At 60.5% G+C, this 24,654-nt stretch carries 26 protein-coding genes; 20 read left to right on the top strand and 6 right to left on the bottom strand.

Annotation, left to right across the window (positions count from 1 at the left end; genetic code table 11):
• Nucleotides 1-66: 66 nt before the first annotated feature.
• Both BLL38_RS16835 and BLL38_RS16840 read left to right on the top strand, forming a co-directional pair.
• Entirely contained in the window at nucleotides 67-2,505 is a 2,439-nt protein-coding gene (locus BLL38_RS16835; protein WP_076963573.1) for a Lon protease family protein, read from the top strand.
• A 272-nt stretch (nucleotides 2,506-2,777) separates the two neighbouring features.
• Nucleotides 2,778-3,098 (top strand): PA4575 family protein, encoded by a 321-nt coding sequence (locus BLL38_RS16840; RefSeq protein WP_076963574.1) that lies wholly within the window; start codon nucleotides 2,778-2,780, stop codon nucleotides 3,096-3,098.
• 9 nt (nucleotides 3,099-3,107) lie between these two features.
• On the opposite strand, the gene BLL38_RS16845 is transcribed toward BLL38_RS16840, so the two are convergent.
• A complete protein-coding gene (locus BLL38_RS16845; protein WP_076963575.1) occupies nucleotides 3,108-4,928 on the bottom strand; it encodes a hypothetical protein in 1,821 nt (606 codons plus the stop codon).
• A 164-nt stretch (nucleotides 4,929-5,092) separates the two neighbouring features.
• Here BLL38_RS16845 and BLL38_RS16850 point away from each other — a divergent pair, with 164 nt between their 5' ends.
• Nucleotides 5,093-5,581: a TIGR00645 family protein gene (locus BLL38_RS16850; protein ID WP_057441112.1), complete on the top strand. Its 489-nt coding sequence runs from the start codon at nucleotides 5,093-5,095 to the stop codon at nucleotides 5,579-5,581.
• 147 nt (nucleotides 5,582-5,728) lie between these two features.
• Nucleotides 5,729-6,346 carry a BamJ family beta-barrel-assembly machinery protein gene (bamJ, locus tag BLL38_RS16855; protein ID WP_038443496.1) on the top strand — a complete coding sequence of 206 codons (618 nt, stop codon included), beginning with the start codon at nucleotides 5,729-5,731 and terminating at the stop codon, nucleotides 6,344-6,346.
• A gap of 65 nt (nucleotides 6,347-6,411) precedes the next feature.
• Here the strand turns inward: bamJ and BLL38_RS16860 are convergent, their stop codons facing one another.
• The 3 genes from BLL38_RS16860 to BLL38_RS16870 all read right to left on the bottom strand — a co-directional run bounded on the left by BLL38_RS16860 (nucleotide 6,412) and on the right by BLL38_RS16870 (nucleotide 8,313).
• On the bottom strand, nucleotides 6,412-6,669 hold the full coding sequence (locus BLL38_RS16860) for a PA4570 family protein (protein ID WP_029292069.1): 258 nt from the start codon (nucleotides 6,667-6,669) through the stop codon (nucleotides 6,412-6,414).
• A gap of 160 nt (nucleotides 6,670-6,829) precedes the next feature.
• Nucleotides 6,830-7,171, bottom strand: coding sequence for a zinc ribbon domain-containing protein YjdM (locus BLL38_RS16865; protein ID WP_032861873.1), 342 nt, complete (start codon nucleotides 7,169-7,171; stop codon nucleotides 6,830-6,832).
• A 173-nt stretch (nucleotides 7,172-7,344) separates the two neighbouring features.
• The gene (locus BLL38_RS16870; protein WP_032861875.1) at nucleotides 7,345-8,313 is read right to left on the bottom strand and encodes a polyprenyl synthetase family protein; all 969 of its coding nucleotides are present in this window, start codon (nucleotides 8,311-8,313) and stop codon (nucleotides 7,345-7,347) included.
• A gap of 377 nt (nucleotides 8,314-8,690) precedes the next feature.
• On the opposite strand from BLL38_RS16870, the gene rplU reads away from it, so the two are divergent.
• The 5 genes from rplU (at nucleotide 8,691) to BLL38_RS16895 (ending at nucleotide 12,435) form a co-directional block, all read left to right on the top strand.
• On the top strand, nucleotides 8,691-9,005 hold the full coding sequence (gene rplU / locus BLL38_RS16875) for a 50S ribosomal protein L21 (RefSeq protein WP_003176051.1): 315 nt from the start codon (nucleotides 8,691-8,693) through the stop codon (nucleotides 9,003-9,005).
• A gap of 34 nt (nucleotides 9,006-9,039) precedes the next feature.
• Nucleotides 9,040-9,297: a 50S ribosomal protein L27 gene (gene rpmA, locus BLL38_RS16880; RefSeq protein WP_029292052.1), complete on the top strand. Its 258-nt coding sequence runs from the start codon at nucleotides 9,040-9,042 to the stop codon at nucleotides 9,295-9,297.
• A gap of 194 nt (nucleotides 9,298-9,491) precedes the next feature.
• The gene (gene cgtA / locus BLL38_RS16885) at nucleotides 9,492-10,715 is read left to right on the top strand and encodes an Obg family GTPase CgtA (RefSeq protein ID WP_029292050.1); all 1,224 of its coding nucleotides are present in this window, start codon (nucleotides 9,492-9,494) and stop codon (nucleotides 10,713-10,715) included.
• Nucleotides 10,716-10,838: 123 nt separating this feature from the next.
• Nucleotides 10,839-11,957, top strand: a complete 1,119-nt coding sequence (gene proB / locus BLL38_RS16890; protein WP_032861877.1) for a glutamate 5-kinase — start codon at nucleotides 10,839-10,841, stop codon at nucleotides 11,955-11,957.
• Nucleotides 11,958-11,970: 13 nt separating this feature from the next.
• Nucleotides 11,971-12,435, top strand: a complete 465-nt coding sequence (locus tag BLL38_RS16895) for a CreA family protein (protein WP_076963576.1) — start codon at nucleotides 11,971-11,973, stop codon at nucleotides 12,433-12,435.
• Between the two features lie 189 nt (nucleotides 12,436-12,624).
• Here BLL38_RS16895 and rpsT read toward each other — a convergent pair whose 3' ends face one another.
• A complete protein-coding gene (gene rpsT, locus BLL38_RS16900) occupies nucleotides 12,625-12,903 on the bottom strand; it encodes a 30S ribosomal protein S20 (protein WP_003215870.1) in 279 nt (92 codons plus the stop codon).
• Between the two features lie 253 nt (nucleotides 12,904-13,156).
• On the opposite strand from rpsT, the gene murJ reads away from it, so the two are divergent.
• The 6 genes from murJ (at nucleotide 13,157) to ispH (ending at nucleotide 20,613) form a co-directional block, all read left to right on the top strand.
• Complete coding sequence (gene murJ, locus BLL38_RS16910) at nucleotides 13,157-14,695, top strand: murein biosynthesis integral membrane protein MurJ (protein WP_076963577.1); 1,539 nt, start codon at nucleotides 13,157-13,159, stop codon at nucleotides 14,693-14,695.
• 118 nt (nucleotides 14,696-14,813) lie between these two features.
• Nucleotides 14,814-15,752, top strand: coding sequence for a bifunctional riboflavin kinase/FAD synthetase (gene ribF, locus BLL38_RS16915; RefSeq protein ID WP_076963578.1), 939 nt, complete (start codon nucleotides 14,814-14,816; stop codon nucleotides 15,750-15,752).
• A gap of 13 nt (nucleotides 15,753-15,765) precedes the next feature.
• Nucleotides 15,766-18,597, top strand: coding sequence for an isoleucine--tRNA ligase (gene ileS / locus BLL38_RS16920; protein WP_076963579.1), 2,832 nt, complete (start codon nucleotides 15,766-15,768; stop codon nucleotides 18,595-18,597).
• A complete protein-coding gene (gene lspA, locus BLL38_RS16925; RefSeq protein WP_076963580.1) occupies nucleotides 18,590-19,099 on the top strand; it encodes a signal peptidase II in 510 nt (169 codons plus the stop codon). Before ileS ends, lspA begins: the two co-directional genes overlap by 8 nt.
• A 7-nt stretch (nucleotides 19,100-19,106) precedes the next feature.
• Nucleotides 19,107-19,544 carry an FKBP-type peptidyl-prolyl cis-trans isomerase gene (gene fkpB / locus BLL38_RS16930; RefSeq protein WP_169851210.1) on the top strand — a complete coding sequence of 146 codons (438 nt, stop codon included), beginning with the start codon at nucleotides 19,107-19,109 and terminating at the stop codon, nucleotides 19,542-19,544.
• 121 nt (nucleotides 19,545-19,665) lie between these two features.
• Nucleotides 19,666-20,613 carry a 4-hydroxy-3-methylbut-2-enyl diphosphate reductase gene (gene ispH, locus BLL38_RS16935; protein WP_076963581.1) on the top strand — a complete coding sequence of 316 codons (948 nt, stop codon included), beginning with the start codon at nucleotides 19,666-19,668 and terminating at the stop codon, nucleotides 20,611-20,613.
• Here ispH and BLL38_RS16940 read toward each other — a convergent pair.
• A complete protein-coding gene (locus BLL38_RS16940; protein ID WP_076963582.1) occupies nucleotides 20,567-21,145 on the bottom strand; it encodes a GspH/FimT family pseudopilin in 579 nt (192 codons plus the stop codon). The two genes, ispH and BLL38_RS16940, sit on opposite strands and share 47 nt — an antisense overlap.
• Before the next feature lie 203 nt (nucleotides 21,146-21,348).
• Between BLL38_RS16940 and pilV the strand changes: the two genes are divergently transcribed.
• The 5 genes from pilV to thiO are packed head-to-tail and all read left to right on the top strand — an operon-like array spanning nucleotide 21,349 to nucleotide 24,641.
• A complete protein-coding gene (pilV, locus tag BLL38_RS16945) occupies nucleotides 21,349-21,834 on the top strand; it encodes a type IV pilus modification protein PilV (RefSeq protein ID WP_076963583.1) in 486 nt (161 codons plus the stop codon).
• Entirely contained in the window at nucleotides 21,831-22,538 is a 708-nt protein-coding gene (locus BLL38_RS16950; RefSeq protein WP_076963584.1) for a PilW family protein, read from the top strand. The genes pilV and BLL38_RS16950 overlap by 4 nt, the downstream gene beginning before the upstream one ends.
• Nucleotides 22,539-22,572: 34 nt before the next feature.
• Complete coding sequence (locus BLL38_RS16955) at nucleotides 22,573-23,070, top strand: pilus assembly PilX family protein (protein ID WP_083743073.1); 498 nt, start codon at nucleotides 22,573-22,575, stop codon at nucleotides 23,068-23,070.
• A 12-nt stretch (nucleotides 23,071-23,082) separates the two neighbouring features.
• Nucleotides 23,083-23,481: a type IV pilin protein gene (locus BLL38_RS16960; RefSeq protein WP_076963586.1), complete on the top strand. Its 399-nt coding sequence runs from the start codon at nucleotides 23,083-23,085 to the stop codon at nucleotides 23,479-23,481.
• A gap of 59 nt (nucleotides 23,482-23,540) precedes the next feature.
• Nucleotides 23,541-24,641, top strand: a complete 1,101-nt coding sequence (gene thiO, locus BLL38_RS16965) for a glycine oxidase ThiO (RefSeq protein WP_076963587.1) — start codon at nucleotides 23,541-23,543, stop codon at nucleotides 24,639-24,641.
• The last annotated feature ends 13 nt before the right edge of the window (nucleotides 24,642-24,654 follow it).

Consider the following 24,654-nt stretch of genomic DNA (forward strand, 5'->3'; position numbering starts at 1 on the left):
CCTTGCCAGCCGGCTACGCACGGCGCCAGAATGCCGCCATTGCCCCGCCTGATGTAAGGAAGCCCGATGCCTGATCCTGTTGCTGCCAGCTTGCGTCTAGCGCCCGAAGCGCTGACCCGCCCTTTCTCCGCTGAACAGTTCAGCTTCTCGACCACCAATGATTTGGAGCCCTTTCGCGGTGTGCTTGGCCAGGAACGCGCGGTTGAAGCCTTGCAGTTCGGTGTGGCCATGCCACGCCCCGGTTACAACGTGTTTGTCATGGGCGAGCCCGGTACCGGCCGCTTTTCGTTCGTCAAACGCTACCTCAAGGCCGAAGGCAAGCGCCTGCAGACCCCGGCAGACTGGGTCTATGTCAATAATTTCGATGAGCCGCGCGAGCCCCGCGCCCTGGAGTTGCCAGCGGGCGGCGCGGCGCCCTTTATCGCCGATATCAGCGGCCTGATCGACAACCTGGTCGCCACCTTCCCGGCGGTGTTCGAGCACCCGACGTACCAGCAACGCAAAAGTGCGATCGACCGCGCCTTCAACCAGCGCTACGACCGCGCCCTGGATGTGATCGAGCGTCTGGCCCTGGAAAAGGACGTGGCGCTGTACCGCGACAGCACCAACATCGCCTTTACCCCGATGCTCGATGGCAAGGCCCTGGACGAGGCCGAGTTCTCGCAGTTGCCGGAAGTCGACCGCGAGCGTTTCCACACGGATATTTCCGAGCTCGAAGAGCGCCTCAACGAAGAACTCGCCAGCCTGCCGCAGTGGAAGCGCGAGTCCAACAACCAGATGCGCCAGTTCAACGAAGAGACCATCACCCTGGCCTTGCAGCCGTTGTTGGCGCCGTTGTCCGAGAAGTACGCCGAGAACGCCGGCGTCTGCGGCTACCTGCAGGCGATGCAGGTCTATCTGCTCAAGACCGTGGTCGAGCTGCTGGTGGATGACGCGAAAACCGACGCCCAGGCGCGCAAGTTGCTCGAGGAGCAATACTGCCCGAGCCTGGTGGTGGGCCATCCGCTCAATGGCGGCGCACCGGTGGTGTTCGAGCCGCACCCGACCTACGACAACCTGTTTGGCCGGATCGAGTACAGCACCGACCAGGGTGCGCTCTACACCACGTACCGGCAATTGCGCCCGGGGGCGTTGCACCGTGCCAACGGCGGTTTCCTGATCCTCGAAGCCGAGAAAATGCTCAGCGAGCCGTTTGTCTGGGACGCGCTCAAGCGGGCCCTGCAATCGCGCAAGCTGAAGATGGAGTCGCCCCTGGGCGAGCTGGGCCGCCTGGCTACCGTGACCCTCAACCCGCAAGTGATCCCGTTGCAGGTCAAGGTCATCATCATTGGCGCCCGTTCGCTGTACTACACCCTGCAAGACCTGGATCCAGACTTCCAGGAGATGTTCCGGGTGCTGGTGGATTTCGATGAAGACATCCCGATGGTCGATGAAAGCCTGGAGCAGTTCGCCCAGTTGCTGAAAACCCGGACCTCGGAAGAGGGCATGGCACCGCTGACCTCCGATGCGGTGGCGCGCCTGGCGACCTACAGCGCACGGCTGGCGGAACACCAGGGGCGTTTGTCGGCGCGGATCGGCGACCTGTTCCAGCTGGTCAGCGAGGCGGATTTCATTCGTCACCTGGCGGGTGATGAGCGCACCGATGCCGGGCATATCGAGCGCGCGCTGAAGGCCAAGGCCACCCGTACCGGGCGGGTTTCGGCGCGGATCCTCGACGACATGCTCGCCGGGGTGATCCTGATCGACACCGCCGGCGCGGCCGTGGGCAAGTGCAACGGGCTGACGGTGCTGGAGGTCGGTGATTCGGCATTCGGCGTGCCGGCGCGGATTTCGGCCACGGTGTACCCGGGCGGCAGCGGCATTGTCGATATCGAACGTGAGGTCAACCTCGGCCAGCCGATCCACTCCAAGGGCGTGATGATCCTGACCGGTTACCTGGGCAGCCGCTATGCCCAGGAGTTCCCTCTGGCGATCTCCGCGAGCATCGCCCTGGAGCAATCCTACGGGTACGTCGACGGCGACAGCGCCTCGTTGGGTGAGGCCTGCACGTTGATTTCGGCCTTGTCGAAGACGCCGCTCAAGCAGTGCTTTGCCATTACCGGCTCAATCAACCAGTTTGGCGAAGTGCAGGCGGTGGGTGGGGTCAACGAGAAGATCGAAGGTTTCTTCCGCCTGTGCGAGGCCCGTGGCTTGACGGGCGAGCAGGGCGCGATCATTCCCCAGGCCAACGTCGCGACGCTGATGCTTGATGAGAAGGTGTTGCAGGCCGTGCGGGCAGGGCAGTTCCATGTGTATGCCGTGCGCCAGGCCGACGAGGCCTTGAGCCTGTTGGTGGGGGAACCGGCCGGTGAACCGGATGCCGAAGGGCAATTCCCCGAGGGCAGCGTCAACGCCCGCGTGGTTGAGCGCTTGCGGGCCATTGCCGAGATGATCAGCGAAGAAGACCTCAAGGAAGCGGAAAAGGAGCTGGCGCAGCAGGCGTTGGCTGAGGCCAAGCCCACCTGATACGAGCGAGCTTGCTCACGAAGATCGTCAACGATAACGCGTGCCTTCCGGATTAACGCGTTGTACTTGAGAACTTCGCGAGTAAGCTCGTTCCTACAGAAAGCGTGTCATGATTTTGACTGGGTTTTCGTGGCAAACCACCGTTGGTCTCTACAACCTTGGTTTATAGCGGTTTTCTTCTATTCTCAGAGCAAGGATATCTGTAGGAGTCATGGGATAGAGACAGCCTTGTGTCTGGAGGCTGAACACCGGATCTACCGAGGGTCGCCGCCATGCCGCGCAACCTTTGCCTCACCCGCCAGTGCCTGGGCCTGGTCACTCGAATTGAATGTTCCATTCGCCCTCTTGCGGGGGATACCGGGATGTGGACGCTGTTGTTTGCCGCCGGCATGACGGGCGAGCAGCCCTCGACCATCAAGTCCCAAGGGCCCTTTCATGGGCCGTTCGTGGCGGAAAACATGCTTGAATCCATTGTGCAAAGCCTGACCCTGCACGGCTACGAGCTGGCCGACGACCCGCAGATCTGGTGCCTGCACCTGCAGGCCCACCTGCGCCAGCTCAATGGCGGGCAGCCCCAGGCGGTTCACCTGTAGGGCCACGGTTTATTTGGTTTCAGGCTTGTCCAGTTTGACCTCAAAGCCATATTGCACGGTGTTCAACGCCGTGCGCTGATAGGTTTCAAGTACGGTCGGCTGGCCATAAAAGTAATGCACGTCAAACAGCGCGGTGCCGTATTCCGCAGCGCGGTGGCTGACCCCAAGGATTTCCTTCAGGTAATGACCACTGGCGTCCTTGGCAAAGAACCGCCAGCTGTCGGAAGGGAAGAGTGCCTGGTCGACAATCAGCGCGTTGTCCTTGATCGACAGGCCCTTGGGCAATTGTGCGGTGTTGACCGTGTTTTTTTCGATGGTGGCCAGGAACATCGGGATCGATCCCACGGCAAACGCCGGGTTTTCCGGGAATAAATTGAGATCGTAGGTGATGGTGCCGCGCCATGGCTCGATGTCAAAGGCTTCGGTAGGCAACTCGATGGGCTCGCCGCGCTTGCCTGCGTCATCGGCGGCAAAGAAGGTCAGCGGGGCGTCGCTGCTGGCGCGGGTCGAGCCGATCAGGTCGTCATTGAACGTGAAGGGATGGTCAAAGGCGATGCGGGCGGCGCTGGCATCCTCCACCGACTGGCTGATCGTGACGCTGCTTTTCAACTGGTCTTCGGAGAGGCTGGCGCTTTGAAGCCATTGCGCAGCCTGGTCGTCATACACCGTGACCGGCATGGGCAGGGCCTGTACGGTTTTTTCCAGGCTGTTTTTGTCGAAGCGCCGTATCGGCAGTTCCAGCGCCTTGCGGGTGACGGTGGCCTCGGAAAAATCCAGCACATTGACTTGCAGGTTATCGATCACCCCGTTGAAGTAGACCTTGGCATAGTGGCTGGTCTGCTTTTGTTCAAAGGCTTTCTGCTCGTCTTCCAGCTGTTTTTCAACGGCCTCGGACCAGGTTTTCTGCTTGCGCATCTGCGCCAGTTGCTGCTCGTAGAAGGCCACCTGGGTGGCGCTCTCGTTGATCGAGCCGGAGCGTGAGAGGAACTGCCCGGTGGTGTCCCGGGCCTGGATCAGCAGCGGGTTGGGCGAGTCATCGGCCACTTGCGGCGCCAGGGCGGCGGTGTTGGTCAGTTCGATTTCGGCGTGGTTTTTCTCCAGGGCCAGCAGGGTCACCGTGACGTTTTCCTGGGTGCGCTTGTGGCCTACGTCGCTGCGGGTCAGCTCGAAGGTCAGGACTTTACGGGGGGCGATCACCTCGATCTGGCCCTTGAGCGTGACGGGCTGGGGCTGGCTCTTGTTATCCGTCTCGATGCCTTCGATAAACGGATAGGTGACAGTCAGGTCGTCCGGGTTGGTCAGGTTGGAGCTGCTGGGGCTCAGTTGGATGCCGGGGTCGGTTTCTGACCATTCCGGTTGGAATGCAATGGTCTTGTTGTTGCTCAGGGTCACCGATTGCCATTCCAGGCCATGGGGAAAGGGGAATGGGTCCGGCATATTGAAGCTGAACGGGAACACCGGTTGCAGATCGGTCAGGTAGTCCGAGTGCGAGTTCTTGCGCAGGACGAACAGCCCGTTGATGTAGGTATCCACCAGCGCTTGCGGCGTAGGGTAGTGCGCGAGCGCGGCCAGGGTGTTTTCCCCGTACTCGGTCTCGACAGGCTTGGTGTCGAGCTTGATGCGCGCACGCTCCAGCAACAGCAGCGAGCCGCCCAGCTCGGCGACGGCCTCTTTGAGGCGGGGATCCTGGATGGTGTCCAGGGACTGCTCGAACTGGGCGGTTTTTTCTTCGAGACTGGCTTGCTTGTGCTCGTCGCTGGGGGAGCAGCCGCTGGCCGCCAGCAATGCCACACACAGGCCAAGACTGGCCAAGGGAGATCGCACATCCATTATTTGAGGTTCCTGTCCGGCAGCATCGAGCCACATTGATGAACCCGACACTAGCAGAAAAATGGTCTTACAGAAGCGCTACAAGTCAGTTTCTGGGTGGTTATGGCGCAATGTGTGTGGCTGATATACTCGCCGCCATTTCTAGTCAAGCTGTGTGAGATTCCATGGAACGCTTTATCGAAAATGCAATGTACGCCTCCCGCTGGCTGCTGGCGCCGATCTATTTCGGCTTGTCCCTCGGGCTGCTGGCGTTGGCGCTGAAATTCTTCCAGGAAGTGATCCATCTGCTGCCCAATGTCTTTGCAATGGCCGAGTCAGAGCTGATCCTGGTGCTGCTGTCGTTGATCGACATGGCGCTGGTGGGGGGCTTGCTGGTGATGGTGATGATTTCCGGCTACGAGAACTTCGTCTCGCAACTGGATATCGATGACAACAAGGAAAAGCTCAACTGGCTGGGCACCATGGATTCTTCGTCGCTGAAGATGAAAGTGGCGGCGTCCATTGTGGCGATTTCCTCGATCCACTTGCTGCGTATCTTCATGGACGCCAAGAATGTCGATCCACAGCACCTGATGTGGTACGTGATCATTCACATGACCTTCGTGATCTCGGCGTTTGCCATGGGTTACCTGGATAAACTGACCAAGCATTGATCCGCGCCTGGCGCCTATTGGCCCGGGATTTTGGGCTGATCAAGCGTAGGGCGAGTGTGCTAGTCTGCTCGCCCTTTTAGTTTGGATGATCGGCAAGACACTGCGTTTTTGCGGGTTTTTGCGGTTGTCCTACAGCGGAGCCTTTCCATGTCCGAAGTCAATCTGTCCACCGACGAAACCCGCGTCAGCTACGGCATTGGCCGTCAGTTGGGCGACCAACTGCGCGACAACCCGCCACCGGGCGTCAGCCTGGACGCGATCCTGGCCGGCCTGACCGACGCGTTCGGCGGCAAGCCAAGCCGTGTTGATCAGGAGCAAATGGCGGCCAGCTTCAAAGTGATCCGCGACATCATGCAAGCCGAAGCCGCAGCCAAGGCTGAAGCCGCCGCCGGCGCTGGCCTGGCATTCCTGGCTGAAAACGCCAAGCGTGACGGCATCACCACCCTGGCTTCCGGCCTGCAATTTGAAGTGCTGACCGCCGGTGACGGCGCCAAGCCAACCCGTGAAGACCAGGTGCGTACCCACTACCATGGCACCCTGATCGACGGCACGGTGTTCGACAGCTCCTACGAGCGTGGCCAGCCGGCAGAATTCCCGGTTGGCGGCGTGATCGCTGGCTGGACCGAAGCCCTGCAACTGATGAATGCCGGCAGCAAATGGCGCCTGTACGTGCCGAGCGAACTGGCCTACGGCGCACAAGGCGTTGGCAGCATCCCGCCGCACAGCGTCCTGGTATTCGACGTCGAGCTGCTCGACGTTCTGTAAGACCTTCTGCTGAAATCACCTGTAGGCGCGAGCCCGCTCGCGCCTACAGGGTTGTACGTAATTGCTCATGGGTGAAACTTGCCATGCAGCTCCGTCACCGGGCGCAACGCTCGGGCATAGCAGAACAGAAACAGATTCCTCACCACCTCCTTCAAAACCCCAGGTTCACTGGAGCTCAGGCCGTTGACGTCCAGGTCGCCCTGGTCCTGCAGCTCATTCAGCGCTTCTTCTTCCAGTACTGCGCACACTTCCCCGGTTTCCCGATGAAGGATCCGCAGGTAAGGATGTGGACGGTCCAGCCAGGCATCTATCAAATAAGTCATGGGTCGCATCTCCTTGATGGGTTTCAATGAGAATAATTCTTATTCATAGAATAGCAAGTGCCTATTGGCGGTTTCAGGTTTTTTCTGGATGGGGATTGCGTTCGATCAACGGGAGGGCAAAACGCCATCCCGCGGCGGGCGCGGGATGGAAACAGCAGATTCAGACTTTGCGCACGAACTCGGACTTGAGCTTCATCGGGCCGATACCGTCGATCTTGCAATCGATATCGTGGTCGCCATCGCACAGGCGGATATTCTTGACCTTGGTGCCGACCTTGACCACCAGCGAGGTGCCTTTGACTTTGAGGTCCTTGATCACGGTGATGGTGTCGCCGTCTTGCAGGACGTTACCGACAGAGTCTTTCTTCACGGTTTCATCGCTGGCTGCCTCGGCTTCGCCGCCGACGGACCACTCATGGGCGCATTCCGGGCAGATCAGCTGGGCGCCGTCTTCGTAGGTGTATTCGGAATTGCATTTTGGGCAGGGTGGCAACGTGCTCACTAAAGCTCCTTGAAAGTCAGGATGGCTAAAAGTCGCACATTATATAGGGTTTTGTCGGGGGGAGGGGCGATGCGGTCTAAATGTGGGAGCTGGCTTGCCTGCGATGCAGGCACCTCGGTCTATCAGCAGCAGCGAGGTGATGCTATCGCAGGCAAGCCAGCTCCCACAGTGGGTTAGTGAGTACGGGCGACCGCAAACTCACTCAGCTCCACCAGGGCATCCCGGTATTCGCTGGCTGGAAGGGCTTCCAGGCATTTGATGGCGCGGGCCACGTAGTCACGGGCCAGTTGTGCGGTGTAGTCGAGCGAGCCCGAGGCTTCCACGGCGGCGCGGATGCTTTCCAGGTCTTCGATACCGCCTTTCTGGATCGCCTTGCGCACCAGTGCCGCCTGTTCCGGCGTGCCTTCGCGCATGGTGTAGATCAGCGGCAGGGTCGGCTTGCCTTCGGCCAGGTCGTCACCGACGTTCTTGCCCAGGGTTTCGGCGTCGCCGCGATAATCGAGCAGGTCATCCACCAACTGGAAGGCCACGCCCAGGTGATCGCCAAAGGTGCGCAGGGCTTCGGCCTGTTCGGCGGTCGCTTCGCACAGGGCGGCGGCGCTGTGGGTCGAGGCTTCAAAGAGCATCGCGGTCTTGCCGCGAATCACTTCCATGTAGGTTTCTTCGGTAGTGCTGGCGTCACGCACCTTGGACAGTTGCAGCACTTCGCCTTCGGCGATGATGCGCGTGGCCTGGGACAGGATCTTCATCACCGGCATCGAGCCCAGCTCGACCATCATTTCAAACGAGCGCGAGTACAGGAAGTCGCCCACCAGCACGCTGGGCGCGTTGCCCCACATGGCGTTGGCGGTCTCGCGGCCACGGCGCATGCCGGACATGTCAACCACGTCGTCATGCAGCAAGGTGGCGGTATGCAGGAACTCGATGGTGGCGGCCAGCAGGCGCAGGTCATCGCCTTCGCGGCCCAGGGCCTTGCCACACAGCAACACTAATAAAGGACGCAGGCGTTTACCGCCGGCCGAAGTAATATAGTCACCAATTTTGGAGACCAGTGGCACTTTAGAAGTCAGCTGCTTCTTGATGATGCCGTCGACGGCGCTAAAATCGTCCGCCACCGCGCGGTAGAAAGCTTGGGGTTGCATCAGCGACAGTCGCTCCAGAAGGGTTGCGCGGCATGCTAGGACCCGCGCCCCCGGGTGTCAAGGCGCGTCCAGTCACCGTGAAAGCTACTGCGCTCGGTAATCCTGCGTCAAAAACAGGCTCGGAATGCTCATTTACAACCAGTAAACTCCGCTTCCTCGCCTGTTTTTTCCTTGTCTTCCCTTCGCTCGCTACGCTTTCACGGCGACTGGCGGCTACTTGCAAGCCTTCCACAGCTTGCGTACAATCGCGCACCCTGAACTTCCTGGGCAGCACCTGCCTTACGCAATTGCATTCGGGACGTCCATCCCATGCAGCCATGCCAGCCAATACCTCTTCTTATAAAGCGCTGGGTGAGCAGGATTATCGGAGAAATACCATGTCGTACGCAGTAATTGTTACTGGTGGCAAGCAATACAAGGTCGCCCCAGGTGAATACCTGAAGATCGAAAAACTGGAAATCGCTACCGGCGAATCCGTTACTTTTGATCGCGTTCTGTTGGTCGCCAATGGCGATGACGTGAACATCGGCGCTCCAGTTGTTGCTGGCGCTACCGTTGTGGCTGAAGTGATCTCCCAAGGTCGTCACGATAAAGTCCGCATCATCAAGTTCCGTCGTCGTAAGCACCACATGAAGCGTATGGGCCACCGCCAGTGGTACACCGAGATCAAAATCACCGGTATTCAGGCTTAATTTCAGCCTAATTCCTCACTAGGAGAATTGACTCATGGCACACAAAAAAGCTGGTGGTAGTACCCGTAACGGTCGCGACTCAGAAGCCAAACGCCTTGGCGTTAAGATGTATGGCGGCCAGAAAATCATTCCGGGCAACATCATCGTGCGTCAGCGCGGCACCCAATTCCACGCCGGTTACGGTGTAGGCATGGGTAAAGATCACACCCTCTTCGCGAAAATCGAAGGCGTGATCAAGTTTGAAGTAAAAGGCGCGTTCAACCGCCGTTACGTGAGCGTTGTCTCGGCTTAATTGCGAGCTCGCTGGAAAAGCCCTGTCTTGCGACGGGGCTTTTTCGTTTGTGGGGTGAGTCTCTTGCAAAGCTGTTTGTAATGGGCTCAAGCGCTGGATTTGCGGTCGTTTAATTGAGGTCGCTGCGCTCATTTTTGCAAGAGTCTTATGTCTTGGTTTCTTAAGCTCGTCCATGCGGCGAGAGGCGTTTTGTTATGAAGTTCGTTGATGAAGTTTCCATCCGAGTAAAAGCAGGCGACGGCGGTAACGGTTGCATGAGTTTCCGTCGCGAAAAGTTCATCGAAAACGGTGGCCCGAACGGCGGCGACGGGGGTGATGGCGGTTCCATCTATATGATGGCTGACGAAAACCTCAACACCCTGGTGGACTACCGTTACACCCGGCACTTCGATGCCGAGCGTGGCTCCAACGGCGGCAGCACCGACTGCACCGGTAAAAAAGGTGAGGACCTGGTACTGCGCGTACCGGTTGGCACCACGATCATCGACTCTGCGACCCAGGAAGTGATTGGCGACCTGACCAAGGCCGGCCAGAAGCTGATGGTGGTGCAGGGTGGCTGGCACGGTCTGGGTAACACCCGATTCAAGTCCAGTACCAACCGTGCGCCACGCCAGACCACGCCGGGCAAGCCGGGCGAGCAGCGTGACCTGAAGCTGGAAATGAAAGTGCTGGCCGATGTGGGTCTGTTGGGTCTGCCCAACGCTGGCAAAAGTACCTTCATTCGCTCGGTGTCTGCGGCCAAGCCCAAAGTGGCGGATTATCCGTTCACCACCCTGGTGCCAAACCTGGGTGTGGTCAGTGTCGATCGCTGGAAGAGCTTTGTGGTCGCGGACATTCCGGGCCTGATCGAAGGGGCTTCCGATGGCGCGGGTCTGGGGATTCGTTTCCTCAAGCACTTGTCCCGTACCCGTTTGCTGCTGCACCTCGTCGATATGGCGCCGCTGGATGAAACCAGTGCCCCGGACGCGGCTGAAGTGATCGTCAATGAGTTGGCCAAGTTCAGCCCGTCCCTGGCTGAGCGTGACCGTTGGCTGGTGTTGAACAAGTGCGACCAGATCCTCGAAGAAGAGCATGAAGAGCGGGTCAAGGAAATCGTTGACCGCCTGCAGTGGGAAGGTCCGGTCTACGTGATCTCCGCCATTGCCAAAGAAGGCACTGAGCGCCTGACGCGCGACATCATGCGCTACCTGGAAGATCGTGCTGATCGCCTGGCTGCCGACCCGGCCTACAAGGCTGAATTGGCCGACCTCGATCAGCGCATCGAAGATGAAGCGCGCGCCCAGTTGCAGGCGCTGGATGACCAGCGTGCCCTGCGCCGCAGTGGCGTCAAGTCGGTCCATGATATCGGTGACGATGATTGGGACGAGGAAGATGTGGATGATGAAGATGGCCCGGAAATCATTTACGTGCGTGACTGATCTGTTGCGATAAACTTAAGCGCCGCTCAATCGAGCGGCGTTTTAGTATCTGGAAATCGGTAGTCACGAATAACGTTATGGGCGGCGCTGGGTCGCGTGGCCCTCAATCTAAGGTTGAAGATGATGCGGAGCAAAGTGACGGGTGCGCAACGCTGGGTCGTAAAGATCGGGAGTGCGCTGCTGACGGCGGATGGCAAGGGGCTGGATCGCGCAGCCATGAGCGTCTGGGTTGAACAGATGGTGGCCTTGCATGAGGCAGGTGTCGAGTTGGTGCTGGTGTCGTCCGGGGCGGTTGCCGCCGGGATGAGCCGCCTCGGCTGGACCGCGCGACCCAGCGCGATGCATGAGTTGCAGGCCGCTGCTGCCATTGGCCAGATGGGGTTGGTGCAGGCCTGGGAGTCCAGCTTTGCCGAGCACGGTCGCCACACGGCGCAGATTCTGCTGACCCATGATGACCTGTCCGACCGCAAGCGCTACCTCAATGCCCGCAGCACCTTGCGTGCCCTGGTCGAGCTCAAGGTGATCCCGGTGATCAACGAGAACGACACCGTGGTCACCGACGAGATCCGCTTTGGCGACAATGACACCCTGGCGGCGTTGGTGGCCAACCTGGTGGAGGCTGATCTGCTGGTGATCCTCACGGACCGCGATGGCATGTTCGACGCCGATCCGCGCAACAACCCGGATGCCCAGTTGATTTACGAAGCGCGAGCCGATGATCCGGCGCTCGATGCGGTGGCGGGCAGTGTCGGTGGTGCGCTGGGGCGTGGCGGTATGCAAACCAAGCTGCGCGCGGCGCGCCTGGCGGCCCGTTCAGGTGCTCATACGATCATCGTCGGCGGGCGCATTGAGCGTGTGCTGGATCGCCTCAAGGCCGGCGAGCGCATCGGTACGCTGCTGTCGCCTGAGCGCGGCATGCTCGCGGCGCGCAAGCAGTGGCTGGCTGGCCATTTGCAGACGCGCGGTACTTTGGTATTGGATGCTGGGGCTGTTTCTGCCTTGTCTCAGGGCAACAAGAGTTTGTTGCCGGTAGGCGTCAAGCTGGTCCAGGGCAGCTTCCGGCGCGGTGAAATGGTGGTGTGCGTGGCGCCGGACGGTCGCGAGATCGCCCGTGGCCTGGCCAACTACAGCGCCCTTGAGGCGCAGAAAATCATTGGGCAGTCGTCTGAGTCGATTGTCGGTCTGTTGGGTTATATGGCTGAGCCGGAACTGGTTCACCGCGACAACCTGATTCTGGTCTAAAGGGATAACTGCGATGGGTGTAATGAAGGGATTGCTCGGCTTGCTGATGGTCATGCCGCTGCTGGCTTCGGCTGAAGAGATTGGCCGGGTGTCGACGGTGTTCAAGTTTGTCGGTCCGAACGATCGAATCGTGGTTGAAGCCTTTGATGATCCCAAGGTGGATGGTGTGACCTGCTACCTGTCGCGGGCCAAGACCGGCGGGGTGAAGGGTGGCCTGGGCTTGGCCGAGGATCGTGCCGAGGCATCGATTGCTTGTCGCCAGGTGGGGCCAATCCACTTCAAGGGTGAACTCAAGGATGGCGATGAGGTGTTCAAGGAGCGCACCTCGCTGGTATTCAAGACCATGCAGGTGGTGCGTTTCCTCGACAAGAAGCGCAATACCCTGGTGTACCTGGTCTACAGCGACCGTCTGATCGAAGGCAGCCCGCAGAATGCGGTGACGGCGATTCCGATCCTGCCGTGGCCTAGCGCGCAATAAGCCTGGCAACTCTGCTCTGCTTTATGTGGGAGCTGGCTTGCCTGCGATAACGGTTTAACAGTCGACATCAATGTTGAATGTTAATACCCATCGCAGGCAAGCCAGCTCCCACATTTGTTATGGGGTGGGGCATAAATGGCAGGCAATAAAAAACCGACCCTGGGGTCGGTTTTTTAACAAGCTTATCGCTTAGGCTGCAGCAGCAAGGTTCAGAGCCTTGATGTGGCCATTCAGACGACCTTTATGGCGAGCAGCTTTGTTCTTGTGGATGATGCCTTTATCGGCCATACGGTCGATAACTGGCACGGCCAGAACGTAAGCAGCTTGAGCTTTTTCAGCGTCTTTTGCGTCAATGGCCTTAACTACATTCTTGATGTAGGTACGAACCATGGAACGCAGGCTGGCGTTGTGGCTGCGACGCTTCTCAGCCTGTTTTGCACGTTTTTTGGCGGAAGGTGTGTTGGCCACCGTCGAGCTCCTCGAAAGACTTTTTAGGAAATAGCAAACAAAATAGGCCGCGAATCATGCCGATGAGTTGAAGTCTTGTCAAGGGCGGCTGATGCGAACTGCTGAGTGGTCGATCTGAAGAGGCGGGTGATTTATTTCCGGCGCTTGACCTGTAAACTCGCGAGCTTTGGCTCTGTGCTGTTGCAGGCGCGCAGTATCGCATAAGTGGGCGCTTTGTACGCCTGCTCTTTATCTATAGGCAAAAACTCTTTCAATGAATCTGCTCAAGTCGTTGGCCGCCGTCAGCTCTATCACCATGATTTCCCGGGTTCTGGGGTTTGTGCGGGACACCCTTATTGCGCGTATCTTTGGCGCGAGCATGGCCACGGATGCCTTCTTTATCGCGTTCAAGCTGCCCAATCTGCTGCGGCGGATCTTCGCCGAGGGCGCGTTTTCCCAGGCCTTTGTGCCGATCCTGGCCGAGTACAAGACCCAGCAGGGCGAAGAGGCCACCCGTACCTTTGTCGCCTATGTCTCGGGCCTGCTGACCCTGGTGCTGATGCTGGTGACCATCGCCGGCATGCTCGCCGCGCCCTGGATTATCTGGGCCACAGCCCCCGGTTTTGCCAACACACCGGAAAAATTCGCCCTGACCAGCGATCTGTTGCGGGTGACCTTTCCTTATATATTGCTGATTTCCCTGTCTTCCCTGGCGGGCGCGATCCTCAATACCTGGAACCGCTTCTCGGTGCCGGCGTTTGTGCCGACCCTGCTTAACGTCAGCATGATCATCTTTGCCCTGTTCCTCACGCCGTACTTCGACCCGCCGGTGATGGCGCTCGGCTGGGCGGTGCTGGCCGGTGGTCTGGCGCAACTGTTGTATCAGCTGCCACACCTGAAGAAGATCGGCATGCTTGTGCTGCCACGCCTGAACCTCAAGGACACGGGCGTGTGGCGGGTGATGAAAAACATGCTGCCGGCGATTCTCGGGGTGTCGGTCAGCCAGATCTCCCTGATCATCAATACCGCGTTTGCTTCGCTGCTGGTCTCCGGCTCCGTGTCGTGGATGTATTATGCCGACCGCCTGATGGAATTGCCTTCCGGCGTGCTGGGCGTGGCGCTGGGCACCATTTTGCTGCCAACCCTGGCACGGACCTATGCCAGCCAGGATCGCCAGGAATACTCGCGCATTCTCGACTGGGGCCTGCGCCTGTGCTTTGTGCTGGTGCTGCCCTGTTCCCTGGCCTTGGGGATCCTGGCCGAGCCGCTGACTGTTTCCCTGTTCCAGTACGGGCAGTTCAGCGCCTTTGACGCCTTGATGACCCAGCACGCCCTGATCGCCTACTCGGTGGGGTTGCTGGGGATTATCGTGATCAAGGTCCTGGCGCCGGGCTTTTACGCCCAGCAAAACATCCGTACCCCGGTGAAAATCGCCATTTTCACCCTGGTGGTCACCCAGTTGTTCAACCTGGTCTTCATCGGGCCGCTGGCGCACGCGGGCCTGGCCCTGGCCATCAGTGCCGGGGCGTGTATCAATGCCGGCCTGCTGTTTTATCAACTACGCAAACAGAAAATGTACCAGCCGCAGCCGGGCTGGGGCCTGTTCGCCCTCAAGTTGCTGGTGGCGGTGGCGGTGATGTCGGCGGTATTGCTGGGGGTGATGCACTGGATGCCGGCGTGGGGCGAGGGGCAGATGCTTGAACGATTCCTGCGCCTGGGCCTGTTGGTCGTGGCCGGTGTGATCGCTTACTTTGGCATGTTGCTGCTGTTGGGTTTCCGCCTGCGGGATTTCAATCGCAAGGCGCTCAATTGATCGCAATCAACAATAAGCCGGCTGTTTTTTCGATTCGCATCATTTGGCCTGTGCTGTTGCCTGTCGTCCGGGGCCGGGTGTGGTTATAATCGACCACTTTATGAGCAAGAAGCGCGTTATGCAGCTGGTTCGAGGTCTTCACAACCTGCGCCCCGAGCATCGGGGGTGCGTCGCCACTATTGGCAACTTTGACGGTGTTCACCGTGGCCACCAGGCTATCCTGGCGCGGCTGCGCGAGCGTGCCGTGGAGTTGGGCGTGCCTAGCTGCGTGGTGATTTTCGAGCCGCAGCCCCGTGAGTTCTTCACCCCCGAGACGGCCCCGGCCCGTTTGGCCCGCCTGCGAGACAAACTGCAGTTGCTGGCCGAAGAAGGTGTGGACCGGGTGCTGTGCCTGGCCTTCAACCAGCGTTTGCGCAGCCTCAGCGCCACTGAGTTCGTCGACCGTATCCTCGTCGACGGCCTGGGCGTGCAGCATCTGGAGGTCGGCGACGACTTCCGCTTTGGTTGCGACCGGGTAGGGGATTTCGATTTCCTGCAACAGGCCGGCGTCACCCAGGGGTTTACCGTCGAAGCCGCGCAAACCGTCGAACTGGACGGCCTGCGCGTGAGCAGCACCCAGGTGCGAAATGCCCTGGCGGCTGCCGACTTCGGCTTGGCCGAGCGTTTGCTCGGCCGCCCGTTCCGGATTGCCGGGCGGGTCCTGCACGGCCAGAAGCTGGCGCGCCAACTGGGCACGCCAACCGCCAACGTGCAACTCAAGCGCCGTCGTGTGCCACTGACCGGGGTGTACCTGGTGAGTGTCGATATCGACGGCCAACCGTGGCCCGGAGTCGCCAACATAGGCGTCAGGCCAACGGTTGCAGGTGATGGCAAGGCCCACCTGGAAGTTCACCTTTTGGATTTTGCCGGGGATTTGTATGACCGGCGTTTGACGGTGGTTTTCCACCAAAAGCTGCGTGAAGAGCAGCGATTCGCCTCCCTGGAGGCGCTGAAAACGGCGATCAATGCGGATGTCGCCGCCGCCCGTGCACTAGCCGCACCTAGCGCCCATCGCTAATGAAGAGCCTTAAATGACCGACTATAAAGCCACGCTAAACCTTCCGGACACCGCCTTCCCAATGAAGGCCGGCCTGCCACAGCGCGAACCGCAGATCCTGCAGCGCTGGGACAGTATTGGCCTGTACGGAAAGTTGCGCGAGATTGGCAAGGATCGTCCGAAGTTCGTCCTGCACGACGGCCCTCCTTATGCCAACGGCACGATTCACATCGGTCATGCGCTGAACAAGATTCTCAAGGACATGATCATCCGCTCGAAAACCCTGGCGGGCTTCGACGCGCCTTATGTCCCGGGTTGGGACTGCCACGGCCTGCCGATCGAGCACAAGGTCGAAGTGACCCACGGCAAGAACCTGGGCGCCGACAAAACCCGCGAGCTGTGCCGTGCCTACGCCTCCGAGCAGATCGAAGGGCAGAAGTCCGAATTCATCCGCCTGGGTGTCTTGGGCGACTGGGCCAACCCGTACAAGACCATGAACTTCAAGAACGAGGCCGGGGAAATCCGTGCCTTGGCCGAAATCGTCAAGGGCGGCTTCGTGTTCAAGGGGCTCAAGCCTGTGAACTGGTGCTTTGACTGCGGTTCGGCCCTGGCCGAAGCGGAAGTCGAGTACGAAGACAAGAAGTCCTCGACCATCGACGTCGCGTTCCCGATCGCCGACGACGCCAAGCTGGCCGAGGCCTTTGGCCTGGCGAGCCTGGCCAAGCCCGCCGCCATCGTGATCTGGACCACTACCCCGTGGACCATCCCCGCCAACCAGGCGCTGAACGTGCACCCGGAATTCACCTACGCCCTGGTGGACATCGGTGATCGCCTGCTGGTGCTGGCTGAGGAAATGGTCGAGGCCTGCCTGGCCCGTTATGAGCTGCAAGGTTCGGTGATCGCCACCACCACCGGCTCGGCGCTGGAACTGATCAACTTCCGTCATCCGTTCTACGACCGCCTGTCGCCGGTGTACCTGGCGGACTATGTCGAGCTGGGTTCGGGCACCGGCGTGGTTCACTCCGCACCGGCCTACGGCGTGGACGACTTCGTGACCTGCAAAGCCTATGGCATGGTCAACGATGACATCCTCAACCCGGTGCAGAGCAATGGCGTGTACGCGCCGTCGCTGGAGTTCTTCGGCGGCCAGTTCATCTTCAAGGCCAACCAGCCGATCATCGACAAACTGTCGGAAGTCGGGGCGCTGCTGCACACCGAAACCATCAAGCACAGCTACATGCACTGCTGGCGCCACAAGACTCCGCTGATCTACCGCGCCACCGCGCAGTGGTTTATCGGCATGGACAAAGAGCCTGTCGCGGGCGAAACCCTGCGCAAGCGTGCCATCAAGGCCATCGAAGACACCGGCTTCATCCCGGCCTGGGGCCAGGCGCGCCTGCACTCGATGATCGCCAACCGTCCGGACTGGTGCATCTCCCGCCAGCGCAACTGGGGCGTGCCGATCCCGTTTTTCCTGAACAAGGAAAGCGGCGAGCTGCACCCGCGTACCGTCGAACTGATGGAAGTGGTGGCCCAGCGCGTGGAGCAGGAAGGCATCGAAGCCTGGTTCAAGCTGGACGCTGCCGAGTTGCTCGGTGATGAAGCGCCGCTGTACGACAAGATCAGCGACACCCTCGATGTGTGGTTCGACTCGGGCACCACCCACTGGCACGTGCTGCGCGGTTCGCACCCGATGGGTCACGAGACCGGCCCGCGCGCCGACCTGTACCTGGAAGGTTCGGACCAGCACCGTGGCTGGTTCCACTCGTCGCTGCTGACCGGTTGCGCCATCGACGACCATGCCCCGTACCGCGAGCTGCTGACCCACGGCTTCACCGTCGACGAGAACGGTCGCAAGATGTCCAAGTCCCTGGGCAACGTGATCGCGCCGCAGAAGGTCAACGACACCCTGGGCGCCGATATCATGCGCCTGTGGGTGGCTTCGACCGACTACTCGGGCGAGATGGCCGTATCGGAGCAGATCCTGCAGCGCAGCGCCGATGCCTACCGTCGTATCCGTAATACCGCACGCTTCATGCTGTCGAACCTGACCGGCTTCAACCCGGCCACCGACATCCTGCCGGCCGAGGAAATGCTCGCCCTGGACCGTTGGGCCGTGGACCGTACCCTGTTGCTGCAGCGCGAGTTGCAGGAACACTACGGCGAATACCGTTTCTGGAACGTCTACTCGAAGATCCACAACTTCTGCGTGCAGGAGCTGGGTGGTTTCTACCTCGACATCATCAAGGACCGCCAGTACACCACTGGCGCCGACAGCAAGGCCCGCCGTTCGGCGCAGACCGCGCTGTACCACATCACCGAAGCGCTGGTGCGCTGGATCGCGCCGATCCTGGCCTTCACCGCCGACGAACTGTGGGAATACCTGCCGGGCGAGCGTAACGAGTCCGTGATGCTCAACACCTGGTACGAAGGCCTGACCGAATTGCCGGCCGACTTCGAGCTGGGCCGCGAGTACTGGGAAGGCGTGATGGCCGTCAAGGTTGCGGTGAACAAGGAACTGGAAGTCCAGCGTGCGGCCAAGGCCGTCGGTGGCAACCTGCAGGCCGAAGTCACCCTGTTTGCCGAGGAAGGCCTGAGCGCCGACCTGGGCAAGCTGAGCAACGAACTGCGCTTTGTGCTGATCACCTCGACAGCCAGCCTGGCACCCTTCGCCCAGGCCCCGGCTGACGCGGTCGCGACCGAAGTGCCGGGCCTCAAGCTCAAGGTGGTCAAGTCAGCCTTCGCCAAGTGCGCCCGTTGCTGGCACTGCCGTGAAGACGTTGGCGTGAACCCCGAGCATCCAGAAATCTGCGGTCGTTGCGTCGACAACATCAGCGGTGCCGGCGAGGTTCGCCACTATGCCTAAAACCAGCCGTTTCGGACGTCTGGGTTGGCTCGTATTGAGCTTGCTGGTCCTGGTCATCGACCAGGTCAGCAAGGCTCACTTCGAGGGCACCCTGGAAATGTTCCAGCAGATCGTGGTGATTCCTGACTACTTCAGCTGGACCCTGGCCTATAACACCGGCGCCGCCTTCAGCTTCCTGGCTGACAGCGGCGGTTGGCAGCGCTGGCTGTTCGCCCTGATCGCCGTGGTGGTCAGTGCGGTGCTGGTGGTCTGGCTCAAGCGCCTGGGGCGCAATGACACTTGGCTGGCTATCGCCCTGGCCCTGGTGCTGGGCGGCGCGCTGGGTAACCTGTATGACCGCATTGCCCTGGGCCATGTGATCGACTTTATTCTGGTGCATTGGCAGAACCGCTGGTACTTCCCGGCGTTCAACTTTGCCGACAGCGCCATCTGCGTTGGCGCAATCATGCTGGCGCTGGATATGTTCAAGGGTAACAAGCCCGGAGAAGCCGTAAATGACTGAACAAGTATTGGCCGAACAGCGCATTGGCCAGAACACGGAAGTCACCTTGCATTTTGCATTGCGCCTGGAGAACGGCGACACGGTCGACAGCACGTTCGACAAGGCCCCGGCGACCTTCAAGGTCGGCGACGGTAACCTGCTGCCGGGTTTTGAGGCCGCCTTGTTCGGTTTCAAGGCCGGCGACAAGCGCAATTTGCAGATCCCGCCGGAAAACGCCTTTGGCCAGCCCAACCCGCAAAACGTACAGATCATCCCGCGTTCGCAGTTCCAGGACATGGAACTGTCGGAAGGCTTGCTGGTGATCTTCAACGATGCGGCGAATACCGAACTGCCTGGCGTGGTCAAAACCTTCGATGACACTCAGGTGACCATCGACTTCAACCACCCGTTGGCCGGTAAGACCTTGACCTTTGATGTTGAAATCATCGACGTTAAAGCGCTCTAACTGACGAAACCGGTTCCTGTAGGAGCCGGCTTGCCTGCGATAGCATCGCCTTGGAGCAACGGGTACACCGAGGCGGCGTTATCGCAGGCAAGCCAGCTCCCACAAAGACACGAGGCACAGCATGCAAATCAAACTCGCCAACCCCCGTGGCTTCTGCGCCGGCGTGGACAGGGCGATCGAAATCGTCAATCGCGCCCTGGAAGTCTTCGGGCCGCCGATCTACGTGCGCCATGAAGTGGTCCACAACAAGTTCGTGGTCGAAGACTTGCGGGCCCGTGGTGCTATTTTTGTCGAAGAACTGGATCAGGTGCCGGATGACGTCATCGTCATCTTCAGCGCCCATGGCGTTTCCCAGGCCGTGCGCACCGAGGCGGCAGGCCGTGGCCTGAAAGTATTCGATGCGACCTGCCCGCTGGTGACCAAGGTGCATATCGAAGTGGCGCGCTACAGCCGCGACGGCCGCGAGTGCATCCTGATCGGCCACGCCGGTCACCCCGAAGTCGAGGGCACCATGGGTCAGTACGACGCCAGCAATGGCGGCGCGATCTACCTGGTGGAAGATGAAAAAGACGTCGCCGAGTTGCAAGTGCATAACCCTGAAAAGTTGGCATTCGTGACCCAGACCACTTTGTCGATGGATGACACCAGTCGCGTCATCGACGCCCTGCGTACCCGTTTCCCCGTCATTGGTGGGCCGCGCAAGGACGACATCTGCTACGCCACGCAAAACCGCCAGGATGCCGTCAAGCAACTGGCCGACGAGTGCGATGTGGTGCTGGTAGTGGGTAGCCCCAACAGCTCCAACTCCAACCGTCTGCGCGAACTGGCCGAACGCATGGCCACCCCGGCGTACCTGATCGACGGCGCCGAAGACTTGCAGCGCAGTTGGTTCGACGGTGTCGAGCGCATCGGCATCACGGCGGGTGCCTCGGCGCCGGAAGTCCTGGTGCGTGGGGTGATCCAGCAATTGCAGGCGTGGGGCGCGACAGGCGCCGACGAGTTGGCGGGGCGTGAAGAAAACATCACTTTCTCCATGCCCAAGGAGTTGCGGGTTCGCTCGCTGCTCTGAGTCCCAGTTCGTCGTACCCGCGGCACAAGGCCTGCTCGGCCTTGTCGCTGCGCAGGCTGATCCGACCGGTGGGCGCCAGCACCACTTGATGCAGGCTCAGCGGCTGGTCCGTTGAGCACACATGCACGGTGCCGGCGCGAAACCCTCCCGCAGACAGCAGGGGTTCGCCCAACCCACTGAAGCGAATCTGCGTGCGCACCGGAGTATTGCCCACGATGGGAACCCGCCCATTGTCCTGGCGCTCCAGCAGTACCGGGTTGTCGTCGTCCAGATGGCCGCGCCCATTCATGTCTACCACCACCCTCCAGCCTCGGCTCCAGTCATCCTCCAGGGCATGGATGATCACCGTTCGATTGCGCGCAATGGCCTGGGTGCGGGCGTAGCGCAGGCCGGACGCCAATGTCTGCGCCGCGTTCAGTCGCATGTGGGAGTCCAGCAGGTTCTTGAAGCCGGGCACCGCCAATTGCGCCAGGATGCCGCTGACGAGCAAGCCGAGCAGCAATTCGATCAATGTGAAACCGTGTTGTTTCATACCTTGTCCCTCCGTGGACAGTTCATTCGACTGTGGCAGTACTAGTTATAGCGGCGGTCTACGCCCGTGCAGTGATGGCCTTTCTGTCCAAAGTATTTCCCTTTATTCCGAGGGGCAGCGCGGCTGCGGGAGCGGCGCTAGTCTTGGGTAACGCACGGCTCTCTCGGCCGTTTTGATGACCCTGGACAAGGATGACGATGGTTATGCGAGCTTGCTCGGCAACGTCTTGTACACCCCCTCCAACTGACCGGCAGGTTGGCATGAGCCTGGTCGAAGTGCTGGTCTCGCTGTTGATTCTCGGGGTTGGCCTGTTGGGGGCCGGGCTGATCCAGTTGAATGCGCTCAAGTACACCGACAGTGCCAGGATGATCAGCCAGGCGAGCTTCATCGCCTACGACATGCTCGACCGGATCCGCGCCAACTTCGGTGCCGACTACGCCTGGCAGAGCGGCGATGTGGCGCCCGCCACCAGTATGGCCGCGAGTGTCCGGGACCTGGATCTGCTCGACTTCGAGGCCAATATCAGCCAACTGGCCGGCGATACCGCCAAAGGTTCGATTGCGCTCGACCAGCGCGAGGTAACCATCAGCATCAGCTGGGATGATTCGCGTGTAGCCAATGCTGGCAATACCCGTGAAACATTCACCCTGACCAGTCGCGTCGCCGTTGACCCGAGGCCGGCACGATGAGGCGCTCCTGTGCGGGGTTTGGTCTGGTCGAAGCCTTGCTGGCGGCGACCTTGGGGTTGATCGTGGTCCTGGCGGCGGTCCAGGTGATGCTGGCCGCCCGCAGCACCGCTGCCAGCCAGCACGCGTCGGCGTTATTGCAGGACGATGGGCGCTTTGTCCTGGGCAAGATGATTCAGGAGATTCGCCTGGCGGGGATGTTTGGTTGCCTGTCCCTGCCTTTGATTGCCCAGGCGCCTGCTGACTTTTCCAGGCCGGTCAGCGTGGTGGTCAATGGTGCCTCGACCAGCCTGACGTTGGTCACCGGTGATGTCGGTGAGCAGGGCAGTCGTCCAGACTGGACGGTGCTCAGTAACTGTGTCGACAGCGCCCAGGCCTATTCGGGGGTGCCGCCCAGGCCTGGGCCCGGGCAGATCGCTTTTCCCGTGCGCAAACTGACCTACACCTTTGAGTCCGGGCAGGTGAAGCTCAGTACTCCGGCAACGCCGGCCAAGGCGGTGCTGGTGGATAACGTAGGGGCGTTCGAGTTGAGCTTCGGGGTGGCCAGCCGGCCTGGGTCCAATGTCGTGGCCCGGTATGAGGGCCACCCCGGCGATGAGTCGCTGATCCGCAGTGTGCGTGTGGCGTTGACACTTCGCGACCCGGCGGGGCGTGTGCGGGACCAGGTCTACAGCGCTGTCGCCGCCGTGCGTAATCGCCTTGAATAGCGAGTGCCGGATGCCGGCCCCCAGGCAGCGCGGCATGGTGCTGCTGATCAGCCTGGTAGTGCTGCTGTTGTTGACGGTTCTCGGGCTGTCATCAATGCAGGGGGCGACGTCGCAGGAACAGCTCGCCGGCAGCCTCTGGCATCGCAACCAATCGTTTCAGGCTGCCGAAAGCGGGCTCAGGCGTGGTGAGTCGGCTGTACAGGTGCATGGGTTTGGTTTGCCGTCCTGTCAGTCATGGGTTACCTGCGCACCGCCAAACGAGGCGTATGTCATCAGCCGACCGGGTGTCGATCCGGTCTCGGCTGTCACTTGGGTCGGCATGCAGGCGGGCTTCTACGGCATTCAAAACCTGGGAGTCGGTAGCGGGTTGGCCCATTTGCCGCCCGACACCCCGGCGACCTTGTATCGGGTCACAGCAGTGGGGATCAGCGGCCAGTCGCGCACCGTTCTGGAGAGCGTCTATGCGCGGGTAGCCCCGGATGCTGAGGCCGATGAGCGATTTCGACGAATCCTGTGGCGACAACTTCAGTAGGTGGGCATCACGATGAGTGGCAACAGCAAAGGGTTCACCCTGATCGAGTTACTGATCGCGCTGGCGATCATTGGCACCTTGGCCGCAGTGATTTATCCGGGGTACACCGCCCATGTGAAAAAGGCTTACCGCACAGAAATCGTCGGGCTGCTCATGGAGCAAGCCCAGCACCTGGAGCGCTATTACGTGAGAAACGGCACTTTTATTGATGCGGGCGGCATCAGCAGCGGCAATGATCGCTATAGAATCACGGTGACGCTGAACCCGCAGGATTTCACCCTGACCGCGACGCCTTTTGCCGCTGCGATGTTGGGCGATCCTTGTGGTGAGTTCAGTTTGACCAGCACTGGCGCACGGGCCAATCCCGGCGCAGCACCCGGCATCACACGTCAGGAGTGCTGGGGGCGATGAGGCGGGTGGGCGACGGGGTGCCTGGGGCACTCCTTTCTTTTTATGGGCTGGATCGAACAATGACCAAGCAACAGCAAGTCGTGGTTGTGGGTGGTGGTGTTATCGGGCTGTTGACGGCATTCAACCTGGCAACCCAGGGGCAGGCAGTGGTCGTGCTTGACCGTTCGTCGGTCGGTCAGGAGTCTTCCTGGGCCGGTGGTGGGATCGTGTCGCCGCTATACCCATGGCGCTACAGCCCGGCTGTCACGGCATTGGCCCATTGGTCCCAGGATTTTTACCCGCAACTGGCCCAGCGCCTGTTTGCCGCCACTGGCGTGGACCCGGAGGTGCATACCACCGGCCTCTATTGGCTGGACCTCGACGACGAGGCCGATGCCCTGGCCTGGGCTGCTCGGGAGGAGCGGCCATTGAGCAAGGTGGATGTCTCGGCCGCCCGTGACGCGGTTCCGGTATTGGGGCCGGGGTTTGCACAGGCCATTTATATGGCGGACGTGGCCAATGTGCGCAATCCGCGCCTGGTCAAATCCCTCAAGGCGGCGTTGTTGGCGTTACCTGGCGTGACCCTGCATGAGCATTGCGCAGTAGAGGGGTTTATCCAGGAGGGCGGCAGCATTGTCGGGGTCAATACCGCGCAGGGTGAGGTGCGGGGTGATGAGGTGGTGCTCGCGGCCGGTGCCTGGAGTGGCGAGTTGCTCGCCAGCCTGGGGCTGACGCTGCCGGTGGAGCCGGTCAAGGGCCAGATGATTTTGTACAAGTGCGCCTCGGACTTTCTGTCCTGCATGGTTCTGGCGAAGGGGCGTTATGCGATCCCGCGCCGGGACGGGCATATCCTGATTGGCAGCACGCTGGAGCATGAAGGCTTCGACAAGACCCCGACCGAGTCGGCCCTGGACAGCCTCAAGGCCTCGGCTGTGGAGCTGATTCCGGCCCTGGCGGATGCCGAGGTGGTGGGGCATTGGGCCGGTTTGCGGCCTGGTTCGCCGGAGGGCATCCCCTATATCGGCAAGGTGCCAGAGTTTGAGGGGCTGTGGCTCAACTGCGGGCATTACCGTAATGGTCTGGTATTGGCGCCGGCGTCGTGTCAGTTATTTGCTGACCTACTGCTGGGGCATGAGCCGGTGATTGACCCGGCGCCCTATGCGCCCGCTGGTCGGATATAGACCCGGCTCCTGA

The organism is Pseudomonas gessardii, assembly GCF_001983165.1.
GTDB classification, from domain to species: domain Bacteria; phylum Pseudomonadota; class Gammaproteobacteria; order Pseudomonadales; family Pseudomonadaceae; genus Aquipseudomonas; species Aquipseudomonas gessardii.

Bases quoted from the DNA above. Each gene is read 5' to 3' on its own strand.
- murJ (WP_076963577.1), top strand. From the start codon at position 13,157: ATGAATCTGCTCAAGTCGTTGGCCGCCGTCAGCTCTATCACCATGATT.
- BLL38_RS16950 (WP_076963584.1), top strand. From the start codon at position 21,831: ATGAGGCGCTCCTGTGCGGGGTTTGGTCTGGTCGAAGCCTTGCTGGCG.
- proB (WP_032861877.1), top strand. From the start codon at position 10,839: ATGCGGAGCAAAGTGACGGGTGCGCAACGCTGGGTCGTAAAGATCGGG.
- rplU (WP_003176051.1), top strand. From the start codon at position 8,691: ATGTCGTACGCAGTAATTGTTACTGGTGGCAAGCAATACAAGGTCGCC.
- BLL38_RS16850 (WP_057441112.1), top strand. From the start codon at position 5,093: ATGGAACGCTTTATCGAAAATGCAATGTACGCCTCCCGCTGGCTGCTG.
- ribF (WP_076963578.1), top strand. From the start codon at position 14,814: ATGCAGCTGGTTCGAGGTCTTCACAACCTGCGCCCCGAGCATCGGGGG.
- ileS (WP_076963579.1), top strand. From the start codon at position 15,766: ATGACCGACTATAAAGCCACGCTAAACCTTCCGGACACCGCCTTCCCA.
- BLL38_RS16860 (WP_029292069.1), bottom strand. From the start codon at position 6,669: ATGACTTATTTGATAGATGCCTGGCTGGACCGTCCACATCCTTACCTG.
- lspA (WP_076963580.1), top strand. From the start codon at position 18,590: ATGCCTAAAACCAGCCGTTTCGGACGTCTGGGTTGGCTCGTATTGAGC.
- BLL38_RS16870 (WP_032861875.1), bottom strand. From the start codon at position 8,313: ATGCAACCCCAAGCTTTCTACCGCGCGGTGGCGGACGATTTTAGCGCC.
- BLL38_RS16845 (WP_076963575.1), bottom strand. From the start codon at position 4,928: ATGGATGTGCGATCTCCCTTGGCCAGTCTTGGCCTGTGTGTGGCATTG.
- BLL38_RS16960 (WP_076963586.1), top strand. From the start codon at position 23,083: ATGAGTGGCAACAGCAAAGGGTTCACCCTGATCGAGTTACTGATCGCG.
- pilV (WP_076963583.1), top strand. From the start codon at position 21,349: ATGCGAGCTTGCTCGGCAACGTCTTGTACACCCCCTCCAACTGACCGG.
- rpmA (WP_029292052.1), top strand. From the start codon at position 9,040: ATGGCACACAAAAAAGCTGGTGGTAGTACCCGTAACGGTCGCGACTCA.
- ispH (WP_076963581.1), top strand. From the start codon at position 19,666: ATGCAAATCAAACTCGCCAACCCCCGTGGCTTCTGCGCCGGCGTGGAC.
- BLL38_RS16835 (WP_076963573.1), top strand. From the start codon at position 67: ATGCCTGATCCTGTTGCTGCCAGCTTGCGTCTAGCGCCCGAAGCGCTG.
- cgtA (WP_029292050.1), top strand. From the start codon at position 9,492: ATGAAGTTCGTTGATGAAGTTTCCATCCGAGTAAAAGCAGGCGACGGC.
- thiO (WP_076963587.1), top strand. From the start codon at position 23,541: ATGACCAAGCAACAGCAAGTCGTGGTTGTGGGTGGTGGTGTTATCGGG.
- BLL38_RS16840 (WP_076963574.1), top strand. From the start codon at position 2,778: ATGCCGCGCAACCTTTGCCTCACCCGCCAGTGCCTGGGCCTGGTCACT.
- BLL38_RS16940 (WP_076963582.1), bottom strand. From the start codon at position 21,145: ATGAAACAACACGGTTTCACATTGATCGAATTGCTGCTCGGCTTGCTC.
- BLL38_RS16895 (WP_076963576.1), top strand. From the start codon at position 11,971: ATGGGTGTAATGAAGGGATTGCTCGGCTTGCTGATGGTCATGCCGCTG.
- bamJ (WP_038443496.1), top strand. From the start codon at position 5,729: ATGTCCGAAGTCAATCTGTCCACCGACGAAACCCGCGTCAGCTACGGC.
- BLL38_RS16955 (WP_083743073.1), top strand. From the start codon at position 22,573: ATGGTGCTGCTGATCAGCCTGGTAGTGCTGCTGTTGTTGACGGTTCTC.